This window comes from Polaromonas sp. P1_A2, from assembly GCF_056406895.1.
In genome coordinates this window covers 363,773-387,720 of sequence record NZ_JBFTZI010000002.1, presented here as the reverse complement: position 1 = coordinate 387,720, position 23,948 = coordinate 363,773, and the positions used below count along the sequence as shown (strand labels likewise).

The window sequence follows — 23,948 nt, the reverse complement described above, 5'->3', positions numbered from 1 at the left end:
AAATCAATGGTTTGTAAAGCTTATCAAGAAGCCACTTGAGGTTGACGTAGGACAGATCTGTCAAGTATCCTAGGCGCCATGCGAAAAATTGCCCCTGCCCTCATCATTGCCTCTGCCGCTCTGCTGGCAGCCGGCGTGCATGCGGCGCCGGGCAACTCCAACGATGACATGGACAAGCTGCTGGCCGACAAAGGCCTGCTCACGCAAATCGGCCAGGTCCGCCAAAGCGTCAGCAACAAGGCGTCCGAGCTCGTGGTCAATGCCATGGGTTTCCTGGGGGTTCCCTACAAACGCGGCGGCAATACGGTGGAAACCGGTTTCGACTGCAGCGGCTTTGTGCGCGCCATCTACGAACAAAGCGTCGGCCTGCTGCTGCCGCGCCGGGCCGAGCAACAGGCCGCAGCCACCCAGCGCATCGAGAAAAACGAGCTGCAGCCCGGCGACCTGGTGTTTTTCAACACCATGCGGCGCGCTTTCAGCCATGTCGGCATTTATGTCGGCGACGGCAAATTCATCCACTCTCCCAAACCCGGCGCCGAAGTGCGCGTCGAAAGCATGGGTGTGAGCTACTGGCAGCGCCGCTTTGACGGCGCCCGCCGCGTGCAGGCAACGGGCACCCCCCTGCCGGAAACCGAGCGCACGGCGGCCCTGCCGCTTTCCCAGGCGGCGGCCCGCGTCCCCGAAATCCAGGCCGCGCAAACCGCGACCCCGCCGCTCGCCGCCAGTCTGCAGGTACAGCAGACACAGGAACAATACCGGCGCTGAGCCGGTTTTTTTTCGCCCCGTCTCCCCTTCGCCCTTCTCCGGATCTCCCCGGGGCCTTCCTTCTCTTACTCCTTCTCCCGCTCGTTTTTAGGCGACATGTCGAGCTCGACCGCCTGGCCGTTGTCCAGGGCCTCGCCGGCGCCGGACGGTGAGCTCCGCACCGTGCGCACCTCGGTATCGCCCACCAGGCCGGCAGCCTTGGCCAGCTGAAGCACGGGCTGCTCGGCCGGGGCGCCTTCGGCCACGTTGCTGCCGGACGGGATCACGCGGTTGTTTTCAGCATTGGACGACAGCTGCTGATTGCCCTGGGGCTTGCCGTTGACGTTGACCAGGCCGCCGCCCGAATTCGTCACCTGCCCGAAATTGCCGCTGACGCTGCCGCTGGTCGCCGTCACCGTGACCTGGGAGGACGAGCCTGTCACCTGGGCCTCGCCGACGGCGGCCACCGACACGACGGGCGCCACGACGTTGGCCACCACCGAGTCGCCGGCCAGCGAGGCGGAGCCCGAGGCCACCACCACCACATTCACATCGCCCTGTGGCGCCTGCACGACCACGTTGTTGCCGCTGATGTTGCCGCTGATGTTGCCGGTGCTGCTGCTGATCTGCACATTGCCCTGGCTGGTGGTGGTGGCGCTGATGTCACCCTGCGCCTGCACGGTCACGCTGGTGCCGCTGATGCTGCCGCTGACGTTGCCGGTGGTGCTGCTGACCTGCACATTGCCCTGGCTGGTGGTGGTGGCGCTGATGTCACCCTGCGCCTGCACGGTCACATTGCTGCCGCTGATGTTGCCGCTGATGTCGCCGGCGGTGCTGCTGATCTGCACATTGCCCTGGCTGGTGGTGGTGCCGCTGACGTCGCCCACTGCGGCCACCGCCACTTCGCTGGCCGTCACATTGGCCGAGACGTCACCACCGCTGGTGACCTGGACGGCACCTTGGCTGATGGTGGAGCCGCTGACGTCGCCGCCGGCGTTCAGGGTGTTGGTGGCGCTGGCGTCCTGGCCGCGCAGGGTGTGGTTGCTCAACGCGACATTGCCCAGCGCATTGATGCCATAGCCCTTGACCCAGAGCGTGCTGTCCAGGCTGAAGGCGTTGGACACCACCTCGAACTGGCCCAGCGCATTGGCCTCGGTGCCGCCCGACAGCATATGCACATTGCCGCGGCTGGTGCCGGAGCCAGCGAGCAGGCTCAGCGCGCGAGCCGTCCCGCCGGCGTTCTGGATGTCGCGGTTGAGCGAGATATCGGCGCCCAGGGTGGCCAGCGTGGTGTCGCCCAGCAAGTTGGCCGCGGCATTGAACACAATGCCGCCAGCGCCGTCGGCCGTCACCGTGCCGGCGATGCCGGAGCCGCCAGCACCGCCATTGAGCACCAGGCTGTGCAGGGTGCTGCCGCTGAAGTAGAGGTTGTAGGGATTGTTCACCACCACGTTCTCGGCATAGGTGCCGGAGCCCACGCGGATGTTGGCGCCGTTGCCCGCGTTGCCCAGCGCCGTGTTGATGGATAGGGCCTGCGTGCCGCCGCCCAGCAGGCTGCCGATGCCGACGTGGAAGTCCTGCGTGGCCTGCGCGCCGTTCCAGCCCTGCACATAGCTGGAGGCGGAACTGCCCAGGTTGACGGCATAGTCAAACGCGTTTTGCTGCGAGGCCTGCAGCCAGGTGTACTGGTTGTTGTTGCCCGCGCTGCTGGCGTTGCGCACCGCGAAATCGAAGCCGGCGATGCTGAGCGTGCCGAAGTTGTTGCTGGCCGACTCGTCCTGCATATAGACCGGGTTGCGCTCGGTGAAGCTGTTGTTGCTCGCCACCGTGATGTTGTTCATCTGCTGGTCGTAGAAGCGGTTGGCCTGGTAAAGCGCCAGGCCGCCCCAGTCGTTGTTGCGTGTGGTCGAATTGCTGATGGTGACATTGGCGCTGTCGGTCAGCTGGATGCCCGCGCCCTGCGTGCTGCCCGCGTCATTGCCCACGGGCGCGCCGTTGGCCGTGACATGGTCGATGGTCGCGCCGTCCACGCCGTTGAGGTCCAGCTCGGCCCGGCCCGCGCCGCGGCTGGTCACGTTGCGGATCGTGAAGTTGTGCAGCCGGGCCGAGGCGCCGCCTGCAGGCGCCACCTTGATGCCGTAGGCCGAAGCGACGTTGGCGCTGGGCCCGTAAAGCGTGAAATTCTGCAGATTCACGTTGTCGGCCTTGACCTGTATGCCGTAGCCACTGACACCACGGGAATCAATCACGGTGGCGGACTCGCCGGCCCCGGACAGAGTCAGGCTCTTGTTGATGACGAGGGTTGCGGGCTGGACATAGGTCCCTGCTGTCACATTCACCGTGCCTCCCGCAACCACGGCGTTCATGCCGGCCTGGATCGTGCCCAGTGGCTGCCGGTCGTTACCAAGGCCATTGCCGAGGTTGAAGTCGTCGGCGGCGGTGAAATTAGCGCCCGAACTGACGGTAACGTGCGAGCGGTTGCCAAATTGCGGCGTGGAGCCCAGGAGCCCGTTGACGCCGTAGCGGCGATCAAGAATATGCATGTCACCGTTGGCCGCAGACATGGCCATCACGCCGGCCCCATACTGCGCTTCGCTGACATGCGGAGACACAAAATAGGAGCCGTTCGCTACGCCGTCCAGAAAAACGATGTCCCATTCATTGCCCAACAACCCTCTGGAATTGCCCGACATGGTCACATTGTTCGAACGCACAAGAATGGCGCCCTTGGTGTTTTCAATCAGGTTTCCGGTGATATTGGCAGTTGCGTTGGTGACCTGAATCCCGGTTCGGATATTTTTGATGGTGTTGTTGCGTACGGTCGCGCCGGTCACGCCTGACGCAATCCTCACCCCCGTCGTGCTCAGGCCAGTCCAGTTGATGGCAGCGAAGTTCTGGCTGTAGGGGCCTGTGACCTGCATGCCTTCAACCATCACGCCATTCGCGGTGATGTCTACTCCGGTTTTTCCCTCGAGCACGTCGATATTGGCCCCATTCATGCCCGTCAGCGTCAGGTTGGCCTTGTTCAGGGTGACCTGCTCGGTGTATGTGCCTCCGTGCACGTCCACGGCCGCGCCCGCCCCGGGTGTGCCGGTCTTGGCGATGTTCACCGCATCCTGGATGCGCGCGCCGCCATAGACGTCGATATGGTTGGAATTGCCGCTGACGCTGGGCCCCTGCAGCGCCGACTTGAGCACCACCGCGTTGCCGTTCACGACGATGGCATTGCTGGCCTGCTGCACCCCCTCGAGGTTGATCACGCCCGACAGCAGGTTGGCCGCGTCGCCCACGCCCAGCCGCAAGGTCGCGCCGTTCAGGCTGGCGCCGGCCTCGTTGGACACACTGCTGCCGGTCGCCCCGCCGGCGATGGCGAATTCATACAGCCCGCCGTTGAGAGACACCGTGGCGGCCGTGGCGCCGGCCAGGGCAATCGTGCCGCCGGTCGCGATGATGCTGCCCTGGTTGCTCACCGAAGGCGCAACCAATGCCACCAGGCCGGCGCCCTGCACGGTGATACCGCCTTGCGCAGTGATGCTGCCCTGGTTGGTGATGCTGCCCGCAGCGCCCGTGATCTGCGCGCCACCGGTGCTCATGAAGTTGTTCGCGTCAATCGTGCCTGTGGTGGCGATCAGCGAGCCCACATTCACCGTGGCATTCGGCCCAAACATCACGCCATTGGGGTTCATCAGCATCACCATTCCGTTGGCCGACAGGCTGCCCATGATGCGCGTGGCATTGGTGTCGCCGTTGATGCGGTTGAGGATGGCCGACGCAGCGTTGGGCTGCACGATCTCAACCGACTTGCCCGGATTGATGTTGAAGGAACCCCAGTCCAGCACGGCCCGGTTGGAAGCCTGGGTGATGGTCATCTGGTTGCCCGCCACCGAGCCCGAAGCCGAGCCCGAAAACACCGTGCCGTTTTGCGGCAAGCCCGCCGCGCCCACGATGTCCACGGTCCAGCCGGGCGGCGCGAACAACAGCGCCGCCGCGGCGGGAAGGGTTTTCAGTGCGAAGGACGACCGCCGCCGTTCGGGGGGACGCAGACGCTGGGCAGGGAGTTTGGCTTGCATGGAATCACCTCTTGAACGCAAAAAAGACAAAGCACAACAGGGACGGATCCAGTGAACATCATCAAAACCGCGCCAGCAGCGAGCCCATCAGCCGCGGGTCTTTGCCGCCCGACTGGTAGCTCGCGATGGATTTGGTCAAGGGCCAAGCCGCCTCGATCGTGGCGACCACGTTTTTTTCAAGAAAGAGCCGCAGGCCCAGGCCGGCGGAGGCCAGGCTCTGGCTGGCGGGCGTTCCGGGCGTGACGCTGCCGACCTTCCAGACCTTGCCGATGTCGTAGAAGCCGAACAGCTGCCAGGACTTGAGCCCCGGCATACCGGCGCCGCCGCCGGCGTAGCGCGGCTCGATGCGAAAGGCCAGCGCGCGTTCGCCCACGAGCTCCGCCGGCTCATAGGCCCGGCCGAAGCGCCGCCCGCCCAGCGCGTACTGCTCCGACGACAGCAGCGGCGTGTTGGCCCACTGCCCGCCCACACCCACGGTGAAGGAAAAATTCGATCCGACAAACTGCGAGCGCTCGTAGTCAAAGCTGAATTTGTTGAACACGCCCTTGGCGCCCACCCGGCTCTTGAGCACATCGGACTCCTGCGTGCCGCCCAGCCCCTGGCTGAAATCGACGTCCAGCGCGTTCTGCCCGTCCAAGCTGTCCAGCACGCGCCAGCTCAGGCCCAGGCGCAGCGCGCGTATGCGGTCTTCGATCACGCGGGTGCCCAGCACCTCGGTGTGCACGTCGGAATGGTCGTAGGCCGCGCGCGCGGTCAGGCTTTCGTTGCGGCCGCGCAGCAAGGGATAGGCGGCGGACAGCGACACCGTGTCGGCACTGCCGTGCACATCAAACGGCGTGAGCACGTCCCCGGGCTGCGTGCGCGCGCGGGAGACAGCGGCGGAAAGCCGCAGGCCTTCGGTGCTGACAACCTGGCCGTAGGAAAGCTGGGTATAGGCCATCTCGGAGTTGCCGGTCCCCACGCCGACAAAACGCCACTGGTCGTTCACGCCCAGCAGCTGGTTGCCGACCACGCCCAGGGTCAGCTGGGTGGGTCCGAGGTATTTGGAGCCGTAGTTGTCGATGGAAGCAAAGCCCTCCACCGTCTTGACGTTGGCAACCAGGGTCAGGTCGGCCGCCCCCGGCGCCTGCGAAGGCGCGAGCACGCTGCGCAGTTCCACGCCGGGAAAATCATTGGCGATCAGCAGGTAACGCTCCAGCACCGGGCCCTCTATGGGCCTGGAGGCCTGGATCTTTTCGCCCAGGCGCATGAGCTGTTCCTGCACATGGGCGCTCACGCCCGGCCCGGCCTGGACGTTCACGCGGGCGATGTAACCCTCGACGACGCGCAGTGTCAGCGTGCCGTCCGCGAGCGACTGCGGCGGCACCACGACCAGCGAAAGAATGTAGCCCGCGTTGCGGTACATCGCGGTCAGCGAGGACGCAAGTTCGAGGACGTCCGCGCCCGTGATTTCGCGTCCCGTGTAGCTGTCGGCGCGCACCTGCAGCGCATTGCCCGGCAGCACGGTGGCGCTCTCGATGCGGACTTCCTTGAGCGTGACGCGTATGGCCTTGAGCGAATCCGGCAGAGGCTCGGCGGCCTCGCTCTTGAGTTGTGCCGGCGGGGGCGCGGGCGCGGCTTCGGGCTGGATGTCGAAGCGTTCGCGAAGGCGCCCCGGATCGATGGTGGAGGGCTGCTGTTGTGCCAGAGCGACGGCCGGAAGTGCCAAATGCAAGGCAAGGGCAAAAGAAAGAACTTCGTGCATGCCTGCACCATCAGTACGCTTCATTGCTGCATCCCACTGAAAAATCGAGAGTTACAAACTTCCGGACCAACTGCTTTACTTATAAAGCAGCATTTTTCGTGAATTAGTTCACGGTAACCAATTGTGAAACTCGATACAAGGAAGAAAAAGTGATTAATAACCAGCCGCGTTTGGCAGCAAGTCACCCCTGAATTTTTGGCAACGAATTCTTGTTACTTACACTTTTTGACTTTTTTCTGGATTTCTGAATTTTTTTGGATGTCTTCTGCTACTTGCGGCTTACTGCATTGCTTTTTTCCGCAGCCTCGAGCGAGCCCGGATGGTCCGGAAAAAACTTGAACTGCTGTGTAAAGTTTTTGTGAAAGCCGCCGTTAACCCCGTCGCCGGCCGTTTTGAGCCCGGCCGGCGTCACAAGCGTTTCAGCCAATGCGAAAAAGCCCTCTGCGATGCACAGCAGCTACCCGGCCGTCCGCAGTGAATTACTCGCGCTGTTCCGCTCTCCCTGGCACGTCGCAAAATTGCGCTATAAGAGCCTGTTCAATGTCTAAACGGCGAAGGCAAACAAGAAGAACGAGACCTGCATTGCAAATCCACCTCTACACCGACATAGACACGCTGTTCGGCCGCGCCATCCGCCTGTGGATGGACGTTCTCTTGCAAGCCGGGCACGAGGTCGAGTTCATCGACTTGGGCCACAGCACCGACGCGCCCTTGCCCGATGTGGGCCCTTGCGACGTCAACCTGCTTGTCGCAGGCATCTACGCCTTTGAGCGCTTTGCCAAACACGGCATGCCGCGTCACGGCAAGCATGTGCTCTGGATGTTCGACCCGCTGACGCGCAACGCCTCAGCCACAGTGCACCGGCACAAGGCCGAACTCTTCGACGCGATCGCGCCCGGCCTGCATGCCGTGATGGCCATGGATGCGTCCATGGAGCGCTATCTGGCCCAGCACTTCCCAGCCCTCACAAGCTTGCGCCTGCCCTACCTGGTCGCGGACAAACAGCTGCACGCGCCGCTGCCTGAAACGGACAGGACGCGGGACATCGTCATGCTGGGCGGCGACACGGCCAGGCGGCGCGAAGCCGAGCGCCTGTTCCTGGCGAGCCCAGGGCCGCTGAAGGCCGAGTTCATCCGGAGCGGCCTCTGGGGCACGGCGCGCGACGCCTGCCGCGCCGGCGCGCGCATCAGCCTTAATGTGCATGCCGATTCCGAGCTGCGCTACTTCGACCAGTTCCGCACCTTTGAAGCCTGGGCGGCCGGCACGGCGGTGGTCTCCGACAGTTTTGAAGGCTGGGAAGATTTCGGCATCGTTCCCGGCGAGCACATGGTGCTGGCGGAACTTGAAGACCTGCCGCAGGCTTGCGCGGAACTGCTGGCCGATGTGCCGCGGCGCGAAGCCATGGTGCGCGCATCGCAAATGCTGCTGCGCGAGCGTTTTTCGCCGGCAGCCTGGCAAAGCCGCATGCTGGCGATGATTGAAAGCATGGCCTGAGCATGGCGGAGATGTCACGGCAAGAGCTGATCGCGCTGCGGTTGGCCAGCCACCGCCTCGCCGCCACACCGTCCAAGCCAGCCGGCTTCAAGCGGATCGACCAGGCCGTGCAATGGATGGGCGCGGTGCAGGCGCAGGAATATGCCCACTCGCGATGGGCCGTCGCATCGCGCATGCCGCACGACGCCGCCACCACCGACGCGTCCGTTGAAGAGGCGCTGGCGCAGCGCAAGGTGGTGCGCAGCTGGGTCTTGCGCGGCACGCTGCACCTGACGGCCGCCGCCGACCTGCGCTGGCTGCTGGCCCTGGCCGCGCCGGCCTTGCTGACCCGTACCGCGGCCGCCTACCGCGAGGTGAATCTTGATGAGGCCGCCTTCCGCAAAATCCTGCCGGCCATTCGCCAATGCCTGCAAGGCGGCCAGCAATTGACGCGCGAGGAACTTTTCACGTCACTCGCGCGCCGTCGCATAGACACCGAGGGCCATCGCGGCGGGCGCATCCTGTACCGCGCGGCGCAGACGGGCTTGATCTGCCTCGGCGATCCGCAGGGCAAGCAGGCCCGCTACGCACTGCTCGATGAGTGGTTGCCAGCGCAGCCCGAGTTGCCCCGCGAAGACGCGCTGAAAAAACTCGCGCAACGTTATTTTGCGAGCCACGGCCCCGCCACGCTGGCGGACTTCAGCTGGTGGTCCGGACTGGCCGCCGGCGAAGCCCGGGCGGCGCTGGAAATGGCTGGCCCCGGCCTCGCGCATGCACTGTTTGAGGGCGGCACCGTCTGGTGGCCCAAACACACGCAGGCGCCTGCCCAGCCAGCCGGCAAGCCGTTGCTGCAGCTGCTGGCGGGTTTTGACGAATATGTGCTGGGCTACACCGACCGCCAGGCCATCATCGACACCGCGCATGCCGGCAAGCTCATGACGCCCAACGGCCTGTTCCGCCCCGCGCTGCTGCTTGGCGGGCGCGTGGCCGGCACCTGGCAGGCGGAAGCCAAAAAAGGCGGGCTCAGCATTTCCGCCGCGCCCTTCGCGCCGCTGCCGCGCGGCAGCGCCAGCGCGCTGCGGCTGGCCGCACAGCGCTATGCGGCTTTCATGGGCTTGCCGCTGGCGGAAGTCAGCTGAGGCCTTCATCACAAGGGTTTACCCGGTCAAACTTTTCAGGGCTGTCGGGGTCAGCACATTACTCAGGTATAGAAGTCCCTGGTGCATTCGACATGCGCCGGCGCTACTATCTTCCGGCCCATCCAGGTTCTTTCAATTGTGAGGAGCGCATCCATGGCAAAGCTGAACGTCAACGGTACCGTGCGTGAGTTTGAAGTGGAGGACGACACACCGCTGCTGTGGGTCCTGCGCGAACAGCTCGGGCTCACCGGCACCAAATACGGCTGCGGCATCGCGGCCTGCGGTGCCTGCACCGTGCACATCGACGGCGTGCCCACGCGCAGTTGCGTGCGGCCCGTCTCCACCGTCGGCGCAGCCGAAAAAATCGTGACCATCGAAGGCCTGTCGCCCGACGGCTCGCATCCGGTGCAAAAAGCCTGGGTGGCGCTGGACGTGCCGCAGTGCGGCTACTGCCAGTGCGGCATGGTGATGGCGGCGGCGGCGCTGCTCAAGGCCAAGCCCAACCCGACGGACGCCGACATCAACGAGGCCATGACCAACATCTGCCGCTGCGGCACCTACAACCGCATACGCGCCGCCATCAAGGTCGTCGCCGCGGGCGGCAACACCAAGAGTGCGGCGCTCGCCATCCAGCACACCGACGGGAGCACGACATGAGCACCACCACCCTGCCCTCCTCTTCCGCTTTGGCATCGCCCCGGCTGTCGCGCCGCCGTTTCCTGGCCTCAGGCGCATCGGCCGGCCTGGTGGTCGCCTTCCACATTCCCTTCGCCGGCAAGGCCGCGGCCCAGGGCGCCGACACGCAGGAGATCAATGCCTGGGTCGTGGTGCGCCCCGACGACACGGTGGTGATCCGCATCGCGCGCTCTGAAATGGGCCAGGGCAGCCTGACCGGCCTGGCGCAGCTCGTGGCCGAAGAGCTGGAATGCAACTGGGCGAAAGTCAGCACCGAATACCCGACACCGGGGCAAAACCTCGCGCGCAACCGGGCCTGGGGCAATTTCTCCACTGGCGGCAGCCGCGGCATACGCGAATCGCACGACTACGTGCGCAAGGGCGGCGCCACCGCACGCATGATGCTGGTGCAGGCCGCGGCCAATGAATGGAAGGTGCCGGTGTCCGAATGCCGCGCCGCCAACAGCCTCATCACGCACACGCCAAGCGGCCGCAGCGTGAGCTACGGCAAGGTCGCGGTCGCGGCATCCAGGCTGGCGCCGCCGGCCGACGTCACGCTCAAGGACCCGAAGGACTGGAAACTCGTGGGCAAGCGCCTGGCGCGCCTGGACACGCAGGACAAGGTCACGGGCAAGCAGGTCTACGGCGCCGACCTCAAGCTGCCCGGCATGCTCAACGCGGCCATCAAGGACTGCCCGGTGTTCGGTGGCAAGGTCAAAAGCTTCAATGCCGCCGCGATCGAAAAACGCCCCGGCGTGAAGAAGGTGCTGGCGGTCGGGGACAGCGCGGTGGCCGTCGTGGCCGACACTTGGTGGCGCGCCAAGACCGCGCTGGACGCGCTGCCCATCGAATGGGACAACGGCCCCAACGCCGCCAACTCCAGCGCCAGCGTGGCCCAGATGCTCAAGGCCGGGCTGGACGCGAACGACGCGGTGGTCGGCAACCAGAACGGCGACGCCAAGGCCGCGCTGGCCTCGGCGGCCAGGCGCATAGAAGCGGTGTACGCCTACCCGCACCAGAACCACGCGACCATGGAGCCCATGAACGCCACGGCGCGCTGGACGCCCGAGCGCTGCGAGGTCTGGACGCCGACCCAGAACGGCGAGGCGGCGCTGGCCGCGGCCTCCGAAGCCGCCGGGCTGCCGGTCGCCAAGTGCGAGGTCTACAAAATCCACCTGGGCGGCGGCTTCGGCCGCCGCGGCGCGGTGCACGACTGGGTGCGCCAGGCCGTGGACATCGCCAAACAAATGCCGGGCGTGCCGGTCAAGCTGCTGTGGACGCGCGAGGAAGACATGCTGCACGGCCGCTACCACCCGGTGACGCAATGCAAGCTGCAGGCCGGGCTGGACGCGCAGGGCAATGTCACGGCCCTGCACATGCGCATCTCGGGCCAGTCCATCCTGGCCGGCGTGGCGCCGCAAAACATCCGCAACGGGCTGGACCCGGTGCAGTTCCAGGGCCTGAACGCGCCGGGGCCCGAGGCCTCCATAGGCTACAGCTTTCCCAACCTGCTGATAGACCATGCGATGCGCAACCCCAGCGTGCCGCCCGGTTTCTGGCGCGGCGTGAACCTGAACCAGAACACCATCTACCTCGAGTCCTTCATCGACGAAATCGCCTTCGCCACCAAGCAGGACCCGCTGGCCCTGCGGCGCAAGCTCATGGGCAACCACCCCAAGCACCTGGCCGTGCTCAACGCGGTGGCCGAGCGCGTCAAGTGGGGCGTGGCGCCGCCCGACGTGGGCGGCCAGAAGGTCTACCGCGGCCTGGCCCAGACCATGGGTTTCGGCAGCTATGTGGCGGCCTGCGCCGAGGTGTCGGTGAGCCCGGACGGTGTGCTCAAGGTCCACCGCATCGTGGCGGCCACCGATCCGGGTTACGCCGTCAACCCGCAGCAGATCGAGGCCCAGGTCGAAGGCTCTTTCGCCTACGGCCTGTCCGCGGCACTGTTCGGCGAATGCACGCAAAAAGACGGCCGCATGGAGCAGGACAACTTCAGCACCTACCCCGTGGTGCAGATGCAGCACATGCCCGCGGTGGAAACCCTGATCGTGGCCTCGGGCGGCTTCTGGGGCGGCGTGGGTGAGCCGACCATCGCGGTCGCCGCGCCGGCGGTGCTCAATGCCGTGTTCGCGGCCACGGGCAAACGCATACGCGAGCTGCCGCTGAAAAACCACGACCTCAAGAAGGCATGAACTGGCAAGGCGCCATCGCCGGCGGGATGATGATGGTGGCGCCCTGGACCGGCTTCGCGCAACAGCCGCCGCAGCCGCAGCCGCCGTTGCAGGTCGTCGGCGACGCAATCCCGCAGGCACTGACGGCCACACCCGGCGACCCGGCGCGTGGCCGTGCCATCGTCGCGAGCCGGCAACTGGGCCTGTGCCTGCTGTGCCACAGCGGGCCGATTCCCGAAGAGCGCTTCCAGGGCAACCTGGCGCCCGACCTGGCGGGCGCGGGCTCGCGCTGGAGCGAAGGCCAGCTGCGCCTGCGCATCGCCGACGCGCAGCGCCTGAACCCGGCCAGCATGATGCCGGCCTATTACCGCAGTGAGGGCCTGGTGCGCGTGGGCACCGCCTGGCAGGGCAAACCCATCATGAACCCACAGCAAATTGAAGACGTGGTGGCCTTCTTGCGCACGCTGCGAAACTGAGACGGCCATGACGCTGCCCCTGCACCCACCCGCCCTGCCCCGCCGGCGCCACATCCTGGCCGGCGCCACCGGCTTGGCCATGGGGGTGGTGCTGCGTCCCGCGTCCGCCGCCGCGGGCGACCTGGCGGTGGCCGTGGCGGCTTACACCCAGGGCGCGCCGGTTCGCGCGGGCAAGGTCAAGCTCGACATTGCCGAACTGGTGGACAACGGCAATGTGGTGCCCATCACCGTCACGGTGGACAGCCCCATGACGGCCGCCGACCATGTCAAAAGCATCGCCGTCTTCAATGAGAAAAATCCCCAGCGCGACGTGGCCCGCTTCACGCTGGGTCCGCGCACCGGCAAGGCCAGCGTGAGCACGCGCATACGGCTGGCCACCTCGCAGCAGCTGGTGGCCGTCGCACAGATGAGCGACGGCAGCTACTGGTCGCACACGGTCAACGTCATCGTCACGCTCGCAGCCTGTATAGAAGGTGATCCCTGATGGCCCGTACCCTGATCAACGCCCCTTCCACCGCCAGGCGCGGCGAGGTCATAGAGATATGCGCCACCATAGGCCACCCCATGGAAACCGGCTTTCGCGCCGGCGAGGACGGCAAGGTCTTGCCGCGCAACATCATCCAGACCTTCAGCTGCCGCTACAACGGTGAGCTGGTCTTCAGCGCCGAGCTGTTTTCGGCCGTCTCGGCCAATCCCTACATCGCCTTCCATACCGTGGCCACCGAGAGCGGCACGCTGGTGCTCAGCTGGGAAGGCGACAACGGTTTTTCGCAGGCGGAAAGCATCCTGCTGGCCGTCACGGCATGACGCGCATCCTGGTTTGCCTTCTGCTGTCTTTATCCCTTGGAAATGCCTGCGCGCAAAACACCGCCGGCAAGGACAGCCGCCGCTCGGGCTTTGAAGACATGGGCGCCGCCACCCAGGCCATGCAGAAAGACGACGCGCTCAACCCCGGCATGCTGTGGGTGCAGGACGGCGAGGCACTGTGGAAGCAGCCGGCGGGTACCAGCGGCAAGGCCTGCCTCAGCTGCCACGCGGCGGCGCCAAGCAGCATGCGCGGCGTGGCGGCGCGTTACCCGGCGTTTGATGCCGTCCTGGGCCGTCCCGTCACACTGAGCCAGCGCATCAACCAATGCCGCCAGCAGCACCAGCAGGCCGCGCCGCTGCGCCCCGAAAGCCAGGAATTGCTGGGCCTGGAAGCTTATGTCGCACTGCAATCGCGCAGCCTGCCGCTGGCACCGCCCGACGATGCCAGGCTGGAACCCTTCCGCCAACGCGGCCAGCAGCTGTTCACGCAGCGCATGGGCCAGCTCAACCTGTCCTGCGCGCAATGCCACGACGGCCTGCCCGGCAAACGCCTGGCCGGCAGCCTGATCCCCGAAGCGCACCCGACGGGCTACCCGGTGTACCGCCTCGAATGGCAGGCCATGGGCTCGCTGCAGCGCCGCCTGCGCGGCTGCATGAGCGGCGTGCGCGCCGAACCCTTTGCCTATGGCGCGCAGGAACTGGTGGAACTGGAGCTCTACCTCAAGGCGCGCGCCAAAGGCATGGCCATGGAGGCGCCGGGCGTGCGGCCTTGAGCCGCCCTTCAAAGCAAAAAGCCCGGGCATGCCCGGGCTTTTTGTGCGTGATACGCGGCTTACTTGCGCGCCGGCGGCAAGTCGGTGCAGCTGCCGTGCGCCACTTCCGCGGCCATGCCCATGCTTTCGCCCAGCGTGGGGTGCGGGTGGATCGTCTTGCCGATGTCGACGGCGTCGGCGCCCATTTCAATGGCCAGCGCGATCTCGCCGATCATGTCGCCGGCGTGCGTGCCGACAATGCCACCGCCCAGAATCTTGCCGTGGCCGTGGGCTTCGGGGCTGTCGTCGAACAGCAGCTTGGTGAAACCTTCGTCGCGGCCGTTGGCGATGGCGCGGCCGGAGGCCGTCCAGGGGAACAAGCCCTTTTTGACCTTGATGCCCTGCGCCTTGGCCTGGTCTTCGGTGAGGCCCACCCAGGCGATTTCGGGGTCGGTGTAGGCCACGCTGGGGATCACGCGGGCATTGAAGGCGGCGCTGGCCAGTTCCTTGTTGCCCTGCAGTTCACCGGCGATGACCTCGGCGGCCACATGCGCTTCGTGCACGGCCTTGTGCGCCAGCATGGGCTGGCCCACGATGTCGCCGATGGCGAAGATGTGGGGCACATTGGTGCGCATCTGGATATCGACGGGGATGAAGCCGCGGTCGCTCACGCTGATGCCGGCCTTCTCGGCGCCGATTTTTTTGCCATTGGGTGTGCGGCCCACGGCCTGCAGCACCAGGTCGTAGGTCTGAGGCGCCGGGGCGCCCTCGCCTTCGAAAGTGACTTCAATCCCGGCCTTGGTCGCCTTGGCGCCCACGGTTTTGGTCTTGAGCATGATGTTGTCAAAACGCGGCGCATTCATCTTCTGCCAGACCTTGACGAGGTCGCGGTCGGCGCCCTGCATCAGGCCATCCATCATTTCGACCACGTCCAGGCGCGCGCCCAGGGTGGAGTACACAGTGCCCATTTCAAGGCCTATGATGCCGCCGCCCAGGATCAGCATGCGCTTGGGGACTTCCTTCAGGGCCAATGCGCCGGTACTGTCCACCACGCGAGGATCGTCCGGCATGAAAGGCAGGCGCACGGCTTGCGAACCCGCAGCGATGATGCAGTTCTTGAAGGCGATGGTCTGCTTCTTGCCAGTCTTTTCCTGGCCCTCTGCCCCAGCGGTTTCTTCGACCTGCAGGTGGTTGGCGCCGACAAACTGGCCCACACCGCGCACGGTGGTGACCTTGCGCATCTTGGCCATCGCCGTGAGCCCACCGGTGAGCTTGCCGACGACTTTTTCCTTGTGCGTGCGCAGTTTGTTGATGTCGAGCTTGGGCTCGCCAAAACTCACGCCCAGGCTATCGAAATGTTTGACCTCGTCCATCACGGCGGCCACGTGCAGCAGTGCCTTGGAGGGAATGCAGCCGACGTTGAGGCAGACGCCGCCCAGCGTGGCGTAACGCTCGACCAGCACGACTTTGAGGCCCAGGTCGGCGGCGCGGAAGGCGGCCGAGTAGCCGCCGGGGCCGGCGCCCAGCACCAGCACGTCGCATTCGAGGTCGGCGGAGCCGCTGAAGCTGGCGGCCGTTGGGGCGGGCGCGGCTGCGGCCGGGGCGGCAGCCTTCTTCTCGGGTGCAGGTGCAGGCGCCGGTGCAGCGGCGCCGGACGCTTCCAGCGTCAGCACGACCGATCCTTGCTTGACCTTGTCGCCGAGCTTGACCTTGACTTCCTTGACCACGCCAGCGGCGGAGGACGGAATTTCCATCGAGGCCTTGTCGCTTTCCACGGTGATCAGGCTTTGCTCGGCCTTGATGGTGTCGCCGGCCTTGACCAGCACTTCAATCACGGACACTTCGTCAAAATCGCCAATGTCCGGCACCTTGATGTCTACCAGGCTGGATGCGCTCATTTGGAGGCTTTCAATTTAAGGGTGAATATGTCGACGGGTCCGGCGGAGTTCTTGTCGAACTCGCAACCCGCATTGAGGCCGGCCATGGCCACTTCGCGCGCGGTCTTGGCCTTGTCCCAGGCGGCGTGCATGGCGCCCAGCGCGAAGCTGCGGCCCGAGCCTATACCCCAGAACTCCTTGAACTCGAAGACTTCGCGGTAGCTGTAAAGGCCGTAGATGCCGCTGGCATTGGCGATGACGACGGTGAACTGGCTGGACTCGTAGGGGTCGTTGTCGTCTTCCTTGGTCTGCAGGAAAAACGTTTCCTTGAGCAGCGGGTGCAGCTTGACGAAGGTGTCGAAGACCTCGTCGCGCGAACCCAGCTTGAGCTGGTCCTTGGGCAGGGCCGCCATGGCCTTGCGCAGCACCGGGAAATGCGCCACCGTCCCGGCCATGCCGACGTAGCTCATGCCGGCGGGCGTGTCGACCTTGAAGATCTTGCCGTTGGCCTCGAAGCGGTGGCCCAGGCTGGTGTCGCCGAAGGTGACCAGCGTGTCGGCGGCGATGGCAACCTGCCCCGCCTTTTTGACGACTACAAGCGTTGTCATCTTCTGGATTAAAGGAGGACGCGGCGGAAGTCGGCGAGGATCTGTCCGAGGTAGGCGTTAAAGCGCGCGGCGGCGGCGCCGTCGATCACGCGGTGGTCCCAGCTCAGCGACAGCGGCAGCATCAGGCGCGGCTGGAAGGCCTTGCCGTCCCAGACCGGCTCGGTCGAGCTCTTGCAGACGCCCAGGATGGCGACTTCCGGCGCGTTGATGATGGGCGTGAAGTAGCGCCCGCCTATGCCGCCCAGCGACGAGATCGTGAAGCAGGCGCCGGACATGTCGGCCGGGCTCAGCTTGCCGTCGCGCGCTTTCTTGGCGAGTTCGCCCATCTCCTGCGAGATCTGCACGATGCCCTTCTGGTCGGCGTTCTTGATGACGGGCACGACCAGGCCGTTGGGGGTGTCGGCGGCGAAGGCGATGTTGTAGTACTGCTTGAGCACCAGCTGGTCGCCGTCGAGCGAGGCGTTGAACTCGGGGAATTTCTTGAGCGCGGCGACCGAGGCCTTGATCAGGAAGGCCAGCATGGTGATCTTGATGCCGGCTTTCTCGTTTTCCTTGTTCATGAGCACGCGGAAGGCTTCGAGCTCGGTGATGTCGGCATCGTCGTGGTTGCAGACGTGCGGGATCATCACCCAGTTGCGGTGCAGGTTGGCGCCGCTGATCTTCTTGATGCGCGACATGTCCTTGCGCTCGACCGGGCCGAACTTGGTGAAGTCGACCTTGGGCCATGGCAGCAGGTCGAGGCCGGCACCGCCGCCCGACGACGCCGGGGCCTTGGCGGCCTGCGCCTGGGTGCGGATGCTGCCGTCCATGACCGACTTGGTGAAGGCCTGCACGTCGTCCTGCGTGATGCGGCCCTTGGGACCGGAGCCCTTGACCTCGGCCAGTGGCACGCCGAGCTCGCGCGCGAACTTGCGCACCGAGGGCGAGGCATGCGGCAGGCTGCCTTGCGGCGCCGTGGTGGGGTCGTGGGCCGGCTGGCTGGCGGGAGCCGATGCGACCGCCTGTGCGGGCGCGGCTGCCGCTGCTGCGGCGGGAGCAGGTGCTGGCGCAGGGGCCGGTGCCGCAGCGGGCGCTGCGCCCGCGGCGACAGAACCTTCCAGAATGGCCAGCAGGTCGCCGATGTTGACGGTGTCGCCCAGCTTGACCTTGAGTTCCTTGAGCACGCCGGCGGCCGAGGACGGGATTTCCATCGAGGCCTTGTCGGATTCGACGGTGACCAGCGATTGTTCGGCCTTGATGGTGTCGCCGGGCTTGACCAGCACTTCGATGACGGACACGTCCTTGAAGTCGCCGATGTCGGGCACACGGACTTCAACCGGGCCGGAGGCCGCAGGGGCCGCTACAGGCGCCGGTGCGGGCGAAGCGGCTGCGGGGGCTGCCGGCGCGGCGGCCGGTTTGGCCGCTGCGGCGGGAGCCGGTGCGGCGGCTTCGGCGCCGGCCACCTCCAGCGTCAGCACGACCGAGCCCTGCTTGACCTTGTCGCTCAGCTTGACCCGGAGTTCCTTGACCACACCCGCGTGGCTGGAGGGGATTTCCATGGAGGCCTTGTCGGACTCCACGGTGATCAGCGACTGCTCGGCCTTGACGGTGTCGCCGGGCTTGACCAGCAATTCGATCACGGTCACTTCGTCGAAATCCCCGATATCTGGAACTTGAATGTCTACCACTGCCATATCTTGTCTCCGTTTGCTTCAGGCGTCTGTGCGTCTACGTCAGGGTTTTAACTCAAGCGTAAAGCGGGTTGATCTTGTCGACATTGATGCCGTATTTTTTGATGGCTTCGGTCACCTTGGCGACCGGCACCGTGCCCTCTTCGCTGAGCGCCTTGAGGGCCGCCACAACAATGTAATGGCGGTTGATCTCGAAGTGCTCGCGCAGCTTGCTGCGGAAGTCGCTGCGGCCGAAGCCGTCGGTGCCCAGCACCTTGTAGGTGCGGCCCTTGGGGATGAAGGGGCGGATCTGCTCGGCATAGGCCTTCATGTAGTCGGTCGACGCGATGACGGGGCCGGTGTGCTTTTCAAGCTGCTGGGCCACGAAGGACACCTGGGGCTTTTCGGCCGGGTGCAGCAGGTTCCAGCGCTCGGCGCCCTGGCCATCGCGGGCCAGTTCGTTAAAGCTCGGGCAGCTCCAGACGTTGGCGGCAACGCCCCATTCCTTTTCGAGCAGTTCCTGCGCGGCGATGGATTCGCGCAGTATGGTGCCGGAGCCCAGCAGCTGCACGCGCGGCGTGAGCTTGGCGCCCTCTTTGCACAGGTACATGCCCTTGATGATCTGCTCTTCGGTGCCGGGCTTGAGGCCGGGCATGGCGTAGTTCTCATTGAGCAGGGTGAGGTAGAAGTAAACGTTGTCCTGTTTCTCGACCATGCGCTTCAAGCCATGGTGCAGGATCACGCCGACTTCATGCGCGAAGGTCGGGTCGTAGCTGATGCAGTTGGGAATCGTGCCGGCCAGGATGTGGCTGTGGCCGTCTTCGTGCTGCAGGCCTTCGCCGTTGAGCGTGGTGCGGCCCGAGGTGCCGCCCAGCAGGAAGCCGCGCGCCTGCATGTCGCCGGCCGCCCAGGCCAGGTCGCCGATGCGCTGGAAACCGAACATGGAGTAGTACACGTAGAAGGGCACCATGATGCGGTTGTTGGTGCTGTACGAGGTGGCAGCCGCGATCCAGCTGCTCATGCCGCCGGCCTCGTTGATGCCTTCCTGCAGGATCTGGCCCTGCTTGTCTTCCTTGTAGTACATCACCTGGTCTTTGTCGACCGGCGTGTATTTCTGGCCGTCGGGGTTGTAGATGCCGATCTGGCGGAACAGGCCCTCCATGCCGAAGGTGCGGGCCTCGTCCACCAGGATGGGCACGACGCGCGGGCCCAGGGCCTGGTCGCGCAGCAGCTGCGTGAGGAAACGCACATAGGCCTGGGTGGTGGAGATTTCACGGCCTTCGGCCGTGGGCTCGATCACCGACTTGAAGGTCTCCAGCGCGGGCACGGTGAACTGCTCGTCGGCCTTGACGCGGCGGTGCGGCAGGTAGCCGCCCAGGGCCTTGCGGCGCTCGTGCAGGTAGCGCATCTCGGGCGTGTCGTCGGCCGGCTTGTAGAAGGGGATGTCGGCCAGCTTGCTGTCGGGGATGGGGATGTTGAAGCGGTCGCGGAAGGCCTTGATGTCCTCGTCGGCCAGTTTTTTGGTCTGGTGGACGTTGTTCTTGCCTTCGCCGATCTTGCCCATGCCGAAGCCCTTGACGGTCTTGATCAGCAGCACGGTGGGCTGGCCCTTGTGGTTGACCGCCTTGTGGAAAGCGGCATAGACCTTTTGCGAATCGTGGCCGCCGCGGCGCAGGTTGAAGATGTCCTCGTCGCTCATCTTGGCGACCATCTCGAGCGTGCGCGGGTCCTGGCCGAAGAAATGCTTGCGCACATAGGCGCCGTCATTGGCCTTCATGGCCTGGTAGTCGCCGTCCAGCGTGTCCATCATGACCTTGCGCAGCGCGCCGTCCTTGTCGCGGGCCAGCAGCGGGTCCCAGTTGCTGCCCCACAGCAGCTTGATGACGTTCCAGCCGGCGCCGCGGAACTCGCCTTCCAGCTCCTGGATGATCTTGCCGTTGCCGCGCACCGGGCCGTCCAGGCGCTGCAGGTTGCAGTTGATGACGAAGACCAGGTTGTCGAGCTTTTCGCGCGCGGCCAGGCCGATGGCGCCCATGGATTCAACCTCGTCCATCTCGCCGTCGCCGAGGAAGGCCCAGACCTTGCGGTTTTCGGTGTTGGCGATGCCGCGGGCATGCAGATATTTGAGGAAGCGCGCCTGGTAGATCGCCATCAGCGGGCCCAGGCCCATGGAGACGGTGGGGAATTGCCAGAACTCGGGCATGAGCTTGGGGTGCGGGTAGCTGGACAGGCCCTTGCCGTCGACTTCCTGACGGAAGTTGAGCAGTTGCTCTTCGGTCAGACGGCCTTCAAGGTAGGCGCGGGCATAGACGCCGGGCGACACATGGCCCTGGATGTAGAGGCAGTCGCCGCCGTGGTTTTCGCTCTCGGCATGCCAGAAGTGGTTGAAGCCGGCGCCGAACAGGCTGGCCAGCGAGGCGAAGGAGCCGATGTGGCCGCCCAGGTCGCCGCCGTCGGCGGGGTGCAGGCGGTTGGCCTTGACCACCATGGCCATGGCGTTCCAGCGCATGTAGGCGCGCAGGCGCTCCTCGATCTCGAGGTTGCCGGGCGAGCGCTCTTCCTGGTCGGTCTCGATGGTGTTGACGTAGCCGGTGTTGGCCGAGAAAGGCATGTCTATGCTTTTCTGGCGGGCGTGCTCCAGCAGTTGCTCCAGCAGGAAGTGGGCGCGCTCCGGGCCTTCGCTTTCGATGACGGCGGACAAGGCGTCCATCCACTCTCGGGTTTCCTGGCTGTCTTTGTCCAGTGCGTCGTTGGCGGCGGCGCGCAAGTTGTCGCCGGCTTGGGTGGGGTTGGCAGCCATTTTTGTCTCCTGAGTAGCCTGATAAAGCTTGTTTACGCTGCGATGCGGCCTCTTGCCCGGCCACTCACAGTGCCTGTGTCCAACTTGGGTCTAAACGTGTTGTAAACGCAAATTAGATTCAAGTCCCTAGTTTCTCATAATATTTGTGAGATTTCAAATAGTGCTTATTGATTTCACATTAAGAAATTTAAAAATAAGCATACGTCGCATCGAGGGGTCTGGGGCAAGCCGTTCCTCGACATTGCCGCGGCATTGCCGCCGCATCGCCGCGCCGCGCTTCACCTTCAAGAATCAGGGACAACCCTGCCCCGCACGGGGCATCTCCCTTAAACTGCACCATTCCTCCTATGACCCAGCAAGCCCCTGCCCTCGCCGAATCCGCGGTGACCCCCGCTCCCCTGGCCCTGTGGCGCCGCTGGTGGCGGCGGCAGTCGCCGTCGCGCCAGGACCGATTCATCACACTGGGCCCGTTGCTGGCCGTCGCGCTCTTTCTGGCGGCCGTGATCGCCGCCTTCGGCTACCTGCGCATCGAGGAAATCGACCGCGAGCAGCAGGCCGTCAAACGCGACGTGGAATACGCGCAGCAGCGGCTGCGGCTGCGGCTGCTGGAGCGGCAGGAGCAGCTCATGCGCATAGGCCGCGACGTCTCCAACAAGGAGGTCGACACCGAAGAATTCATCACCCAGGCCGAGTCGCTGGTCAACCAGTACCCCGAACTCATGGCGGTGACCTGGGTGGACAGCAAGCGGCGCATCAAGGTGGCCTATGTATCGCCCAGCGCCAACGGCAGCCAGCTGCGCGGCGTGGGCGAACAGCTCAAGGTCGGCGAGACCGACGGCACCTACGAGCTGGCCAGGGACCTGCGCCAGCCGGTGTACTCGCGGCCGCTGACGCCCAAGGAAGCCGGCGGCTACAACGCCCCCACCCTGCAGCTGCAGGTGCCGCTGGACGACCAGGGCAAATTCGCCGGCGTCATCATGGGCGAATACTCCATCGACGGGCTGCTGCGCTTCGGCGTGCCGACCGAGGTCACCGCCAAATACGCGGTGACCCTGATCGACGACAAAAACCAGGTGCTGGCGGGCAACCTGCCGCCGCCGCGCAATCCCGCGGCCCGGCTGCTGCCCTGGTCCGACGGCGCGGCCGAATACGAGATACCGGTCTCACCGGTCGGCAACGGCCTGCTGATACGCGCCGAGGGCTACCGCGCCTCGCTGGGCGTGGTGGGCAGCGGCTTTTTCTGGCTGGTCAGCGCGCTGAGCGCGCTCACGGTGTGGATGCTGCTGGGCACCTGGCGCCACACGCGCCGCCGCGTGCAGGCCCAGCAGGCGCTGATCGCCGAGACCAACTTCCGCCGCGCCATGGAAAACTCCATGCTGACCGGCATGCGCGCACTCGACCTGCAGGGCCGCATCACTTACGTCAACCCGGCCTTCTGCCAGATGACGGGCCTGACCGAGGGCGACCTGGTGGGCCGCACGCCGCCGTTTCCGCACTGGCCGGAAGGCGAGATCGACACCCTGATGCAGCGGCTGGACGACGAGCTGCACGGCCGCACGCCGCCGGGCGGTTTCGAGGTGCGCGTCAAGCGCAAGAACGGCCAGATCTTCGACGCCCGCATGTACGTCTCGCCGCTGATCGATCCGCGCGGCCAGCAGACCGGCTGGATGACCTCCATGACGGACATCACCGAGCCCAAGCGCATACGCGAGGAACTGACCGCCTCCTACGAGCGCTTCACCACGGTGCTTGAAGGGCTGGACGCGGCCGTCTCCGTGGCGCCGCTGGGCAGCGAAGAGCTGCTGTTCGCCAACAAGCTGTACCGCTCCTGGTTTGGCGGCGAGGTGTCGGGCCACCTGAACCTGATCGCGCAGGCCGGCGTGCCCAGCGCCGTGCCCACCGACGACACGCTGGACGCGGTCGACGGCCTGGCCGGCTTCCCGACCGATACGCTGACGGCGGCGCAGACGGAAAACGCCGAGATCTACGTGCCCGAACTCAGCAAATGGCTGGAAGTGCGTTCGCGCTACCTGACCTGGGTGGACGGCCGCCTGGCCCAGATGGTGATCGCCACCGACATCACGCCGCGGCGCCATGCCGAGGAACAGGCCGCCCAGCAGAACGAGCGGGCCCAGACCGCCAGCCGCCTGATCACCATGGGCGAGATGGCCTCCAGCGTGGCGCACGAGCTGAACCAGCCGCTCACGGCCATCAACAACTACTGCAACGGCATGGTCTCGCGCATCAAGGGCAAGCAGATCAGCAACGAAGACCTGCTGATCGCGCTGGACAAGACCGCCAAGCAGGCGCATCGCGCCGGCCAGATCATCCAGCGCATACGCTCCTTCGTCAAACGCAGCGAGCCCAACCGCATGGCGGCCGATGTGGCCACCATGGTCAGCAATGCCATGGAGCTGGCCGACATCGAGCTGCGCCGCCACCATGTGCGCCTGAGCCATTACATCGCGGCCCGCCTGCCTGAAATCATGGTGGACCCCATACTGATCGAGCAAGTGCTGATCAACCTTATGAAAAACGCGGCCGAGTCGATCGAGCAGGCCCACCTGCCCACAGCGCGCCGCAGCGTCGAGCTGCGCGTGGTGCCCAAGCAGATCGAAGACCAGGCCGTGGTGGAGTTTTCGGTGCTCGATACCGGGCGCGGCCTGTCGCCCGAAGTCATGGGCCGGCTCTATGAGGCCTTCTACTCCACCAAAGCCGAAGGCATGGGCATAGGCCTGAAGCTGTGCCGCAGCATCGTCGAGTCCCACCAGGGAAGAATGGAGGCAGAGAACCTCTACAATGGGGACGAAGTGGTGGGGTGCCGGTTTACCTTCTGGATCCCTGTGACACCCCTGATCCTGCCAACGGCGCCAGCCGGCGACAGCGCGGCAGCCAGGAACGCAGGCGTTCACTGAAAGCCCTTCAAGAACCGTCTCTTGAGAAGTTCACGAAAGAAAGTT

17 protein-coding genes are annotated in these 23,948 nt (G+C 65.4%); 10 read left to right on the top strand and 7 right to left on the bottom strand.

Annotation, left to right across the window (positions count from 1 at the left end):
• The first annotated feature begins 78 nt into the window (after positions 1 to 78).
• A complete protein-coding gene (locus tag AC1D09_RS08705; RefSeq protein WP_477662739.1) occupies positions 79 to 765 on the top strand; it encodes a C40 family peptidase in 687 nt (228 codons plus the stop codon).
• 65 nt (positions 766 to 830) lie between these two features.
• Here AC1D09_RS08705 and AC1D09_RS08700 read toward each other — a convergent pair whose 3' ends face one another.
• The 3 genes from AC1D09_RS08700 to AC1D09_RS08690 form a co-directional block, all read right to left on the bottom strand.
• Positions 831 to 4,814 (bottom strand): beta strand repeat-containing protein, encoded by a 3,984-nt coding sequence (locus AC1D09_RS08700; RefSeq protein WP_477662738.1) that lies wholly within the window; start codon positions 4,812 to 4,814, stop codon positions 831 to 833.
• Between the two features lie 61 nt (positions 4,815 to 4,875).
• Positions 4,876 to 6,582, bottom strand: coding sequence for a ShlB/FhaC/HecB family hemolysin secretion/activation protein (locus tag AC1D09_RS08695; RefSeq protein ID WP_477701013.1), 1,707 nt, complete (start codon positions 6,580 to 6,582; stop codon positions 4,876 to 4,878).
• A gap of 244 nt (positions 6,583 to 6,826) precedes the next feature.
• Positions 6,827 to 6,985, bottom strand: a complete 159-nt coding sequence (locus AC1D09_RS08690; RefSeq protein ID WP_477662736.1) for a hypothetical protein — start codon at positions 6,983 to 6,985, stop codon at positions 6,827 to 6,829.
• 155 nt (positions 6,986 to 7,140) lie between these two features.
• Here AC1D09_RS08690 and AC1D09_RS08685 point away from each other — a divergent pair, with 155 nt between their 5' ends.
• From AC1D09_RS08685 to soxA, 8 genes are all read left to right on the top strand, one after another.
• Positions 7,141 to 8,052: a glycosyltransferase family protein gene (locus AC1D09_RS08685; RefSeq protein ID WP_477662735.1), complete on the top strand. Its 912-nt coding sequence runs from the start codon at positions 7,141 to 7,143 to the stop codon at positions 8,050 to 8,052.
• A gap of 2 nt (positions 8,053 to 8,054) precedes the next feature.
• On the top strand, positions 8,055 to 9,170 hold the full coding sequence (locus tag AC1D09_RS08680; protein ID WP_477701012.1) for a winged helix DNA-binding domain-containing protein: 1,116 nt from the start codon (positions 8,055 to 8,057) through the stop codon (positions 9,168 to 9,170).
• A 153-nt stretch (positions 9,171 to 9,323) separates the two neighbouring features.
• A complete protein-coding gene (locus AC1D09_RS08675; protein WP_074579955.1) occupies positions 9,324 to 9,827 on the top strand; it encodes a (2Fe-2S)-binding protein in 504 nt (167 codons plus the stop codon).
• The gene (locus AC1D09_RS08670) at positions 9,824 to 12,040 is read left to right on the top strand and encodes a xanthine dehydrogenase family protein molybdopterin-binding subunit (RefSeq protein WP_477662733.1); all 2,217 of its coding nucleotides are present in this window, start codon (positions 9,824 to 9,826) and stop codon (positions 12,038 to 12,040) included. Before AC1D09_RS08675 ends, AC1D09_RS08670 begins: the two co-directional genes overlap by 4 nt.
• Positions 12,037 to 12,495, top strand: coding sequence for a sulfur oxidation c-type cytochrome SoxX (soxX, locus tag AC1D09_RS08665; protein ID WP_477662732.1), 459 nt, complete (start codon positions 12,037 to 12,039; stop codon positions 12,493 to 12,495). The genes AC1D09_RS08670 and soxX overlap by 4 nt, the downstream gene beginning before the upstream one ends.
• Positions 12,496 to 12,502: 7 nt before the next feature.
• The gene (locus AC1D09_RS08660) at positions 12,503 to 12,979 is read left to right on the top strand and encodes a SoxY-related AACIE arm protein (RefSeq protein ID WP_477662731.1); all 477 of its coding nucleotides are present in this window, start codon (positions 12,503 to 12,505) and stop codon (positions 12,977 to 12,979) included.
• Positions 12,979 to 13,302: a thiosulfate oxidation carrier complex protein SoxZ gene (gene soxZ / locus AC1D09_RS08655; protein WP_477662730.1), complete on the top strand. Its 324-nt coding sequence runs from the start codon at positions 12,979 to 12,981 to the stop codon at positions 13,300 to 13,302. Before AC1D09_RS08660 ends, soxZ begins: the two co-directional genes overlap by 1 nt.
• Entirely contained in the window at positions 13,299 to 14,075 is a 777-nt protein-coding gene (soxA, locus tag AC1D09_RS08650; protein WP_477662729.1) for a sulfur oxidation c-type cytochrome SoxA, read from the top strand. Before soxZ ends, soxA begins: the two co-directional genes overlap by 4 nt.
• A 59-nt stretch (positions 14,076 to 14,134) precedes the next feature.
• On the opposite strand, the gene lpdA is transcribed toward soxA, so the two are convergent.
• Genes lpdA through aceE form a run of 4 tightly spaced genes read right to left on the bottom strand, consistent with a single transcriptional unit; the run spans position 14,135 to position 20,988 of the window.
• Entirely contained in the window at positions 14,135 to 15,952 is a 1,818-nt protein-coding gene (gene lpdA, locus AC1D09_RS08645) for a dihydrolipoyl dehydrogenase (RefSeq protein WP_477701011.1), read from the bottom strand.
• Positions 15,949 to 16,539, bottom strand: coding sequence for an MFS transporter (locus AC1D09_RS08640; RefSeq protein ID WP_477662727.1), 591 nt, complete (start codon positions 16,537 to 16,539; stop codon positions 15,949 to 15,951). The genes lpdA and AC1D09_RS08640 overlap by 4 nt, the downstream gene beginning before the upstream one ends.
• An 8-nt stretch (positions 16,540 to 16,547) precedes the next feature.
• Positions 16,548 to 18,212 carry a dihydrolipoyllysine-residue acetyltransferase gene (gene aceF / locus AC1D09_RS08635; RefSeq protein ID WP_477701010.1) on the bottom strand — a complete coding sequence of 555 codons (1,665 nt, stop codon included), beginning with the start codon at positions 18,210 to 18,212 and terminating at the stop codon, positions 16,548 to 16,550.
• A gap of 52 nt (positions 18,213 to 18,264) precedes the next feature.
• The gene (gene aceE, locus AC1D09_RS08630) at positions 18,265 to 20,988 is read right to left on the bottom strand and encodes a pyruvate dehydrogenase (acetyl-transferring), homodimeric type (RefSeq protein WP_477662725.1); all 2,724 of its coding nucleotides are present in this window, start codon (positions 20,986 to 20,988) and stop codon (positions 18,265 to 18,267) included.
• Positions 20,989 to 21,335: 347 nt separating this feature from the next.
• On the opposite strand from aceE, the gene AC1D09_RS08625 reads away from it, so the two are divergent.
• On the top strand, positions 21,336 to 23,903 hold the full coding sequence (locus AC1D09_RS08625; RefSeq protein ID WP_477662724.1) for a PAS domain S-box protein: 2,568 nt from the start codon (positions 21,336 to 21,338) through the stop codon (positions 23,901 to 23,903).
• Positions 23,904 to 23,948 lie beyond the last annotated feature (45 nt).

Excerpts from the sequence above, each read along its gene's own strand:
- AC1D09_RS08705 (WP_477662739.1), top strand. The coding sequence starts at position 79 with ATGCGAAAAATTGCCCCTGCCCTCATCATTGCCTCTGCCGCTCTGCTG.
- AC1D09_RS08700 (WP_477662738.1), bottom strand. The coding sequence starts at position 4,814 with ATGCAAGCCAAACTCCCTGCCCAGCGTCTGCGTCCCCCCGAACGGCGG.
- AC1D09_RS08695 (WP_477701013.1), bottom strand. The coding sequence starts at position 6,582 with ATGAAGCGTACTGATGGTGCAGGCATGCACGAAGTTCTTTCTTTTGCC.
- AC1D09_RS08680 (WP_477701012.1), top strand. The coding sequence starts at position 8,055 with ATGGCGGAGATGTCACGGCAAGAGCTGATCGCGCTGCGGTTGGCCAGC.
- AC1D09_RS08675 (WP_074579955.1), top strand. The coding sequence starts at position 9,324 with ATGGCAAAGCTGAACGTCAACGGTACCGTGCGTGAGTTTGAAGTGGAG.
- AC1D09_RS08670 (WP_477662733.1), top strand. The coding sequence starts at position 9,824 with ATGAGCACCACCACCCTGCCCTCCTCTTCCGCTTTGGCATCGCCCCGG.
- soxX (WP_477662732.1), top strand. The coding sequence starts at position 12,037 with ATGAACTGGCAAGGCGCCATCGCCGGCGGGATGATGATGGTGGCGCCC.
- AC1D09_RS08660 (WP_477662731.1), top strand. The coding sequence starts at position 12,503 with ATGACGCTGCCCCTGCACCCACCCGCCCTGCCCCGCCGGCGCCACATC.
- soxZ (WP_477662730.1), top strand. The coding sequence starts at position 12,979 with ATGGCCCGTACCCTGATCAACGCCCCTTCCACCGCCAGGCGCGGCGAG.
- soxA (WP_477662729.1), top strand. The coding sequence starts at position 13,299 with ATGACGCGCATCCTGGTTTGCCTTCTGCTGTCTTTATCCCTTGGAAAT.
- lpdA (WP_477701011.1), bottom strand. The coding sequence starts at position 15,952 with ATGAGCGCATCCAGCCTGGTAGACATCAAGGTGCCGGACATTGGCGAT.
- AC1D09_RS08640 (WP_477662727.1), bottom strand. The coding sequence starts at position 16,539 with ATGACAACGCTTGTAGTCGTCAAAAAGGCGGGGCAGGTTGCCATCGCC.
- aceF (WP_477701010.1), bottom strand. The coding sequence starts at position 18,212 with ATGGCAGTGGTAGACATTCAAGTTCCAGATATCGGGGATTTCGACGAA.
- aceE (WP_477662725.1), bottom strand. The coding sequence starts at position 20,988 with ATGGCTGCCAACCCCACCCAAGCCGGCGACAACTTGCGCGCCGCCGCC.
- AC1D09_RS08625 (WP_477662724.1), top strand. The coding sequence starts at position 21,336 with ATGACCCAGCAAGCCCCTGCCCTCGCCGAATCCGCGGTGACCCCCGCT.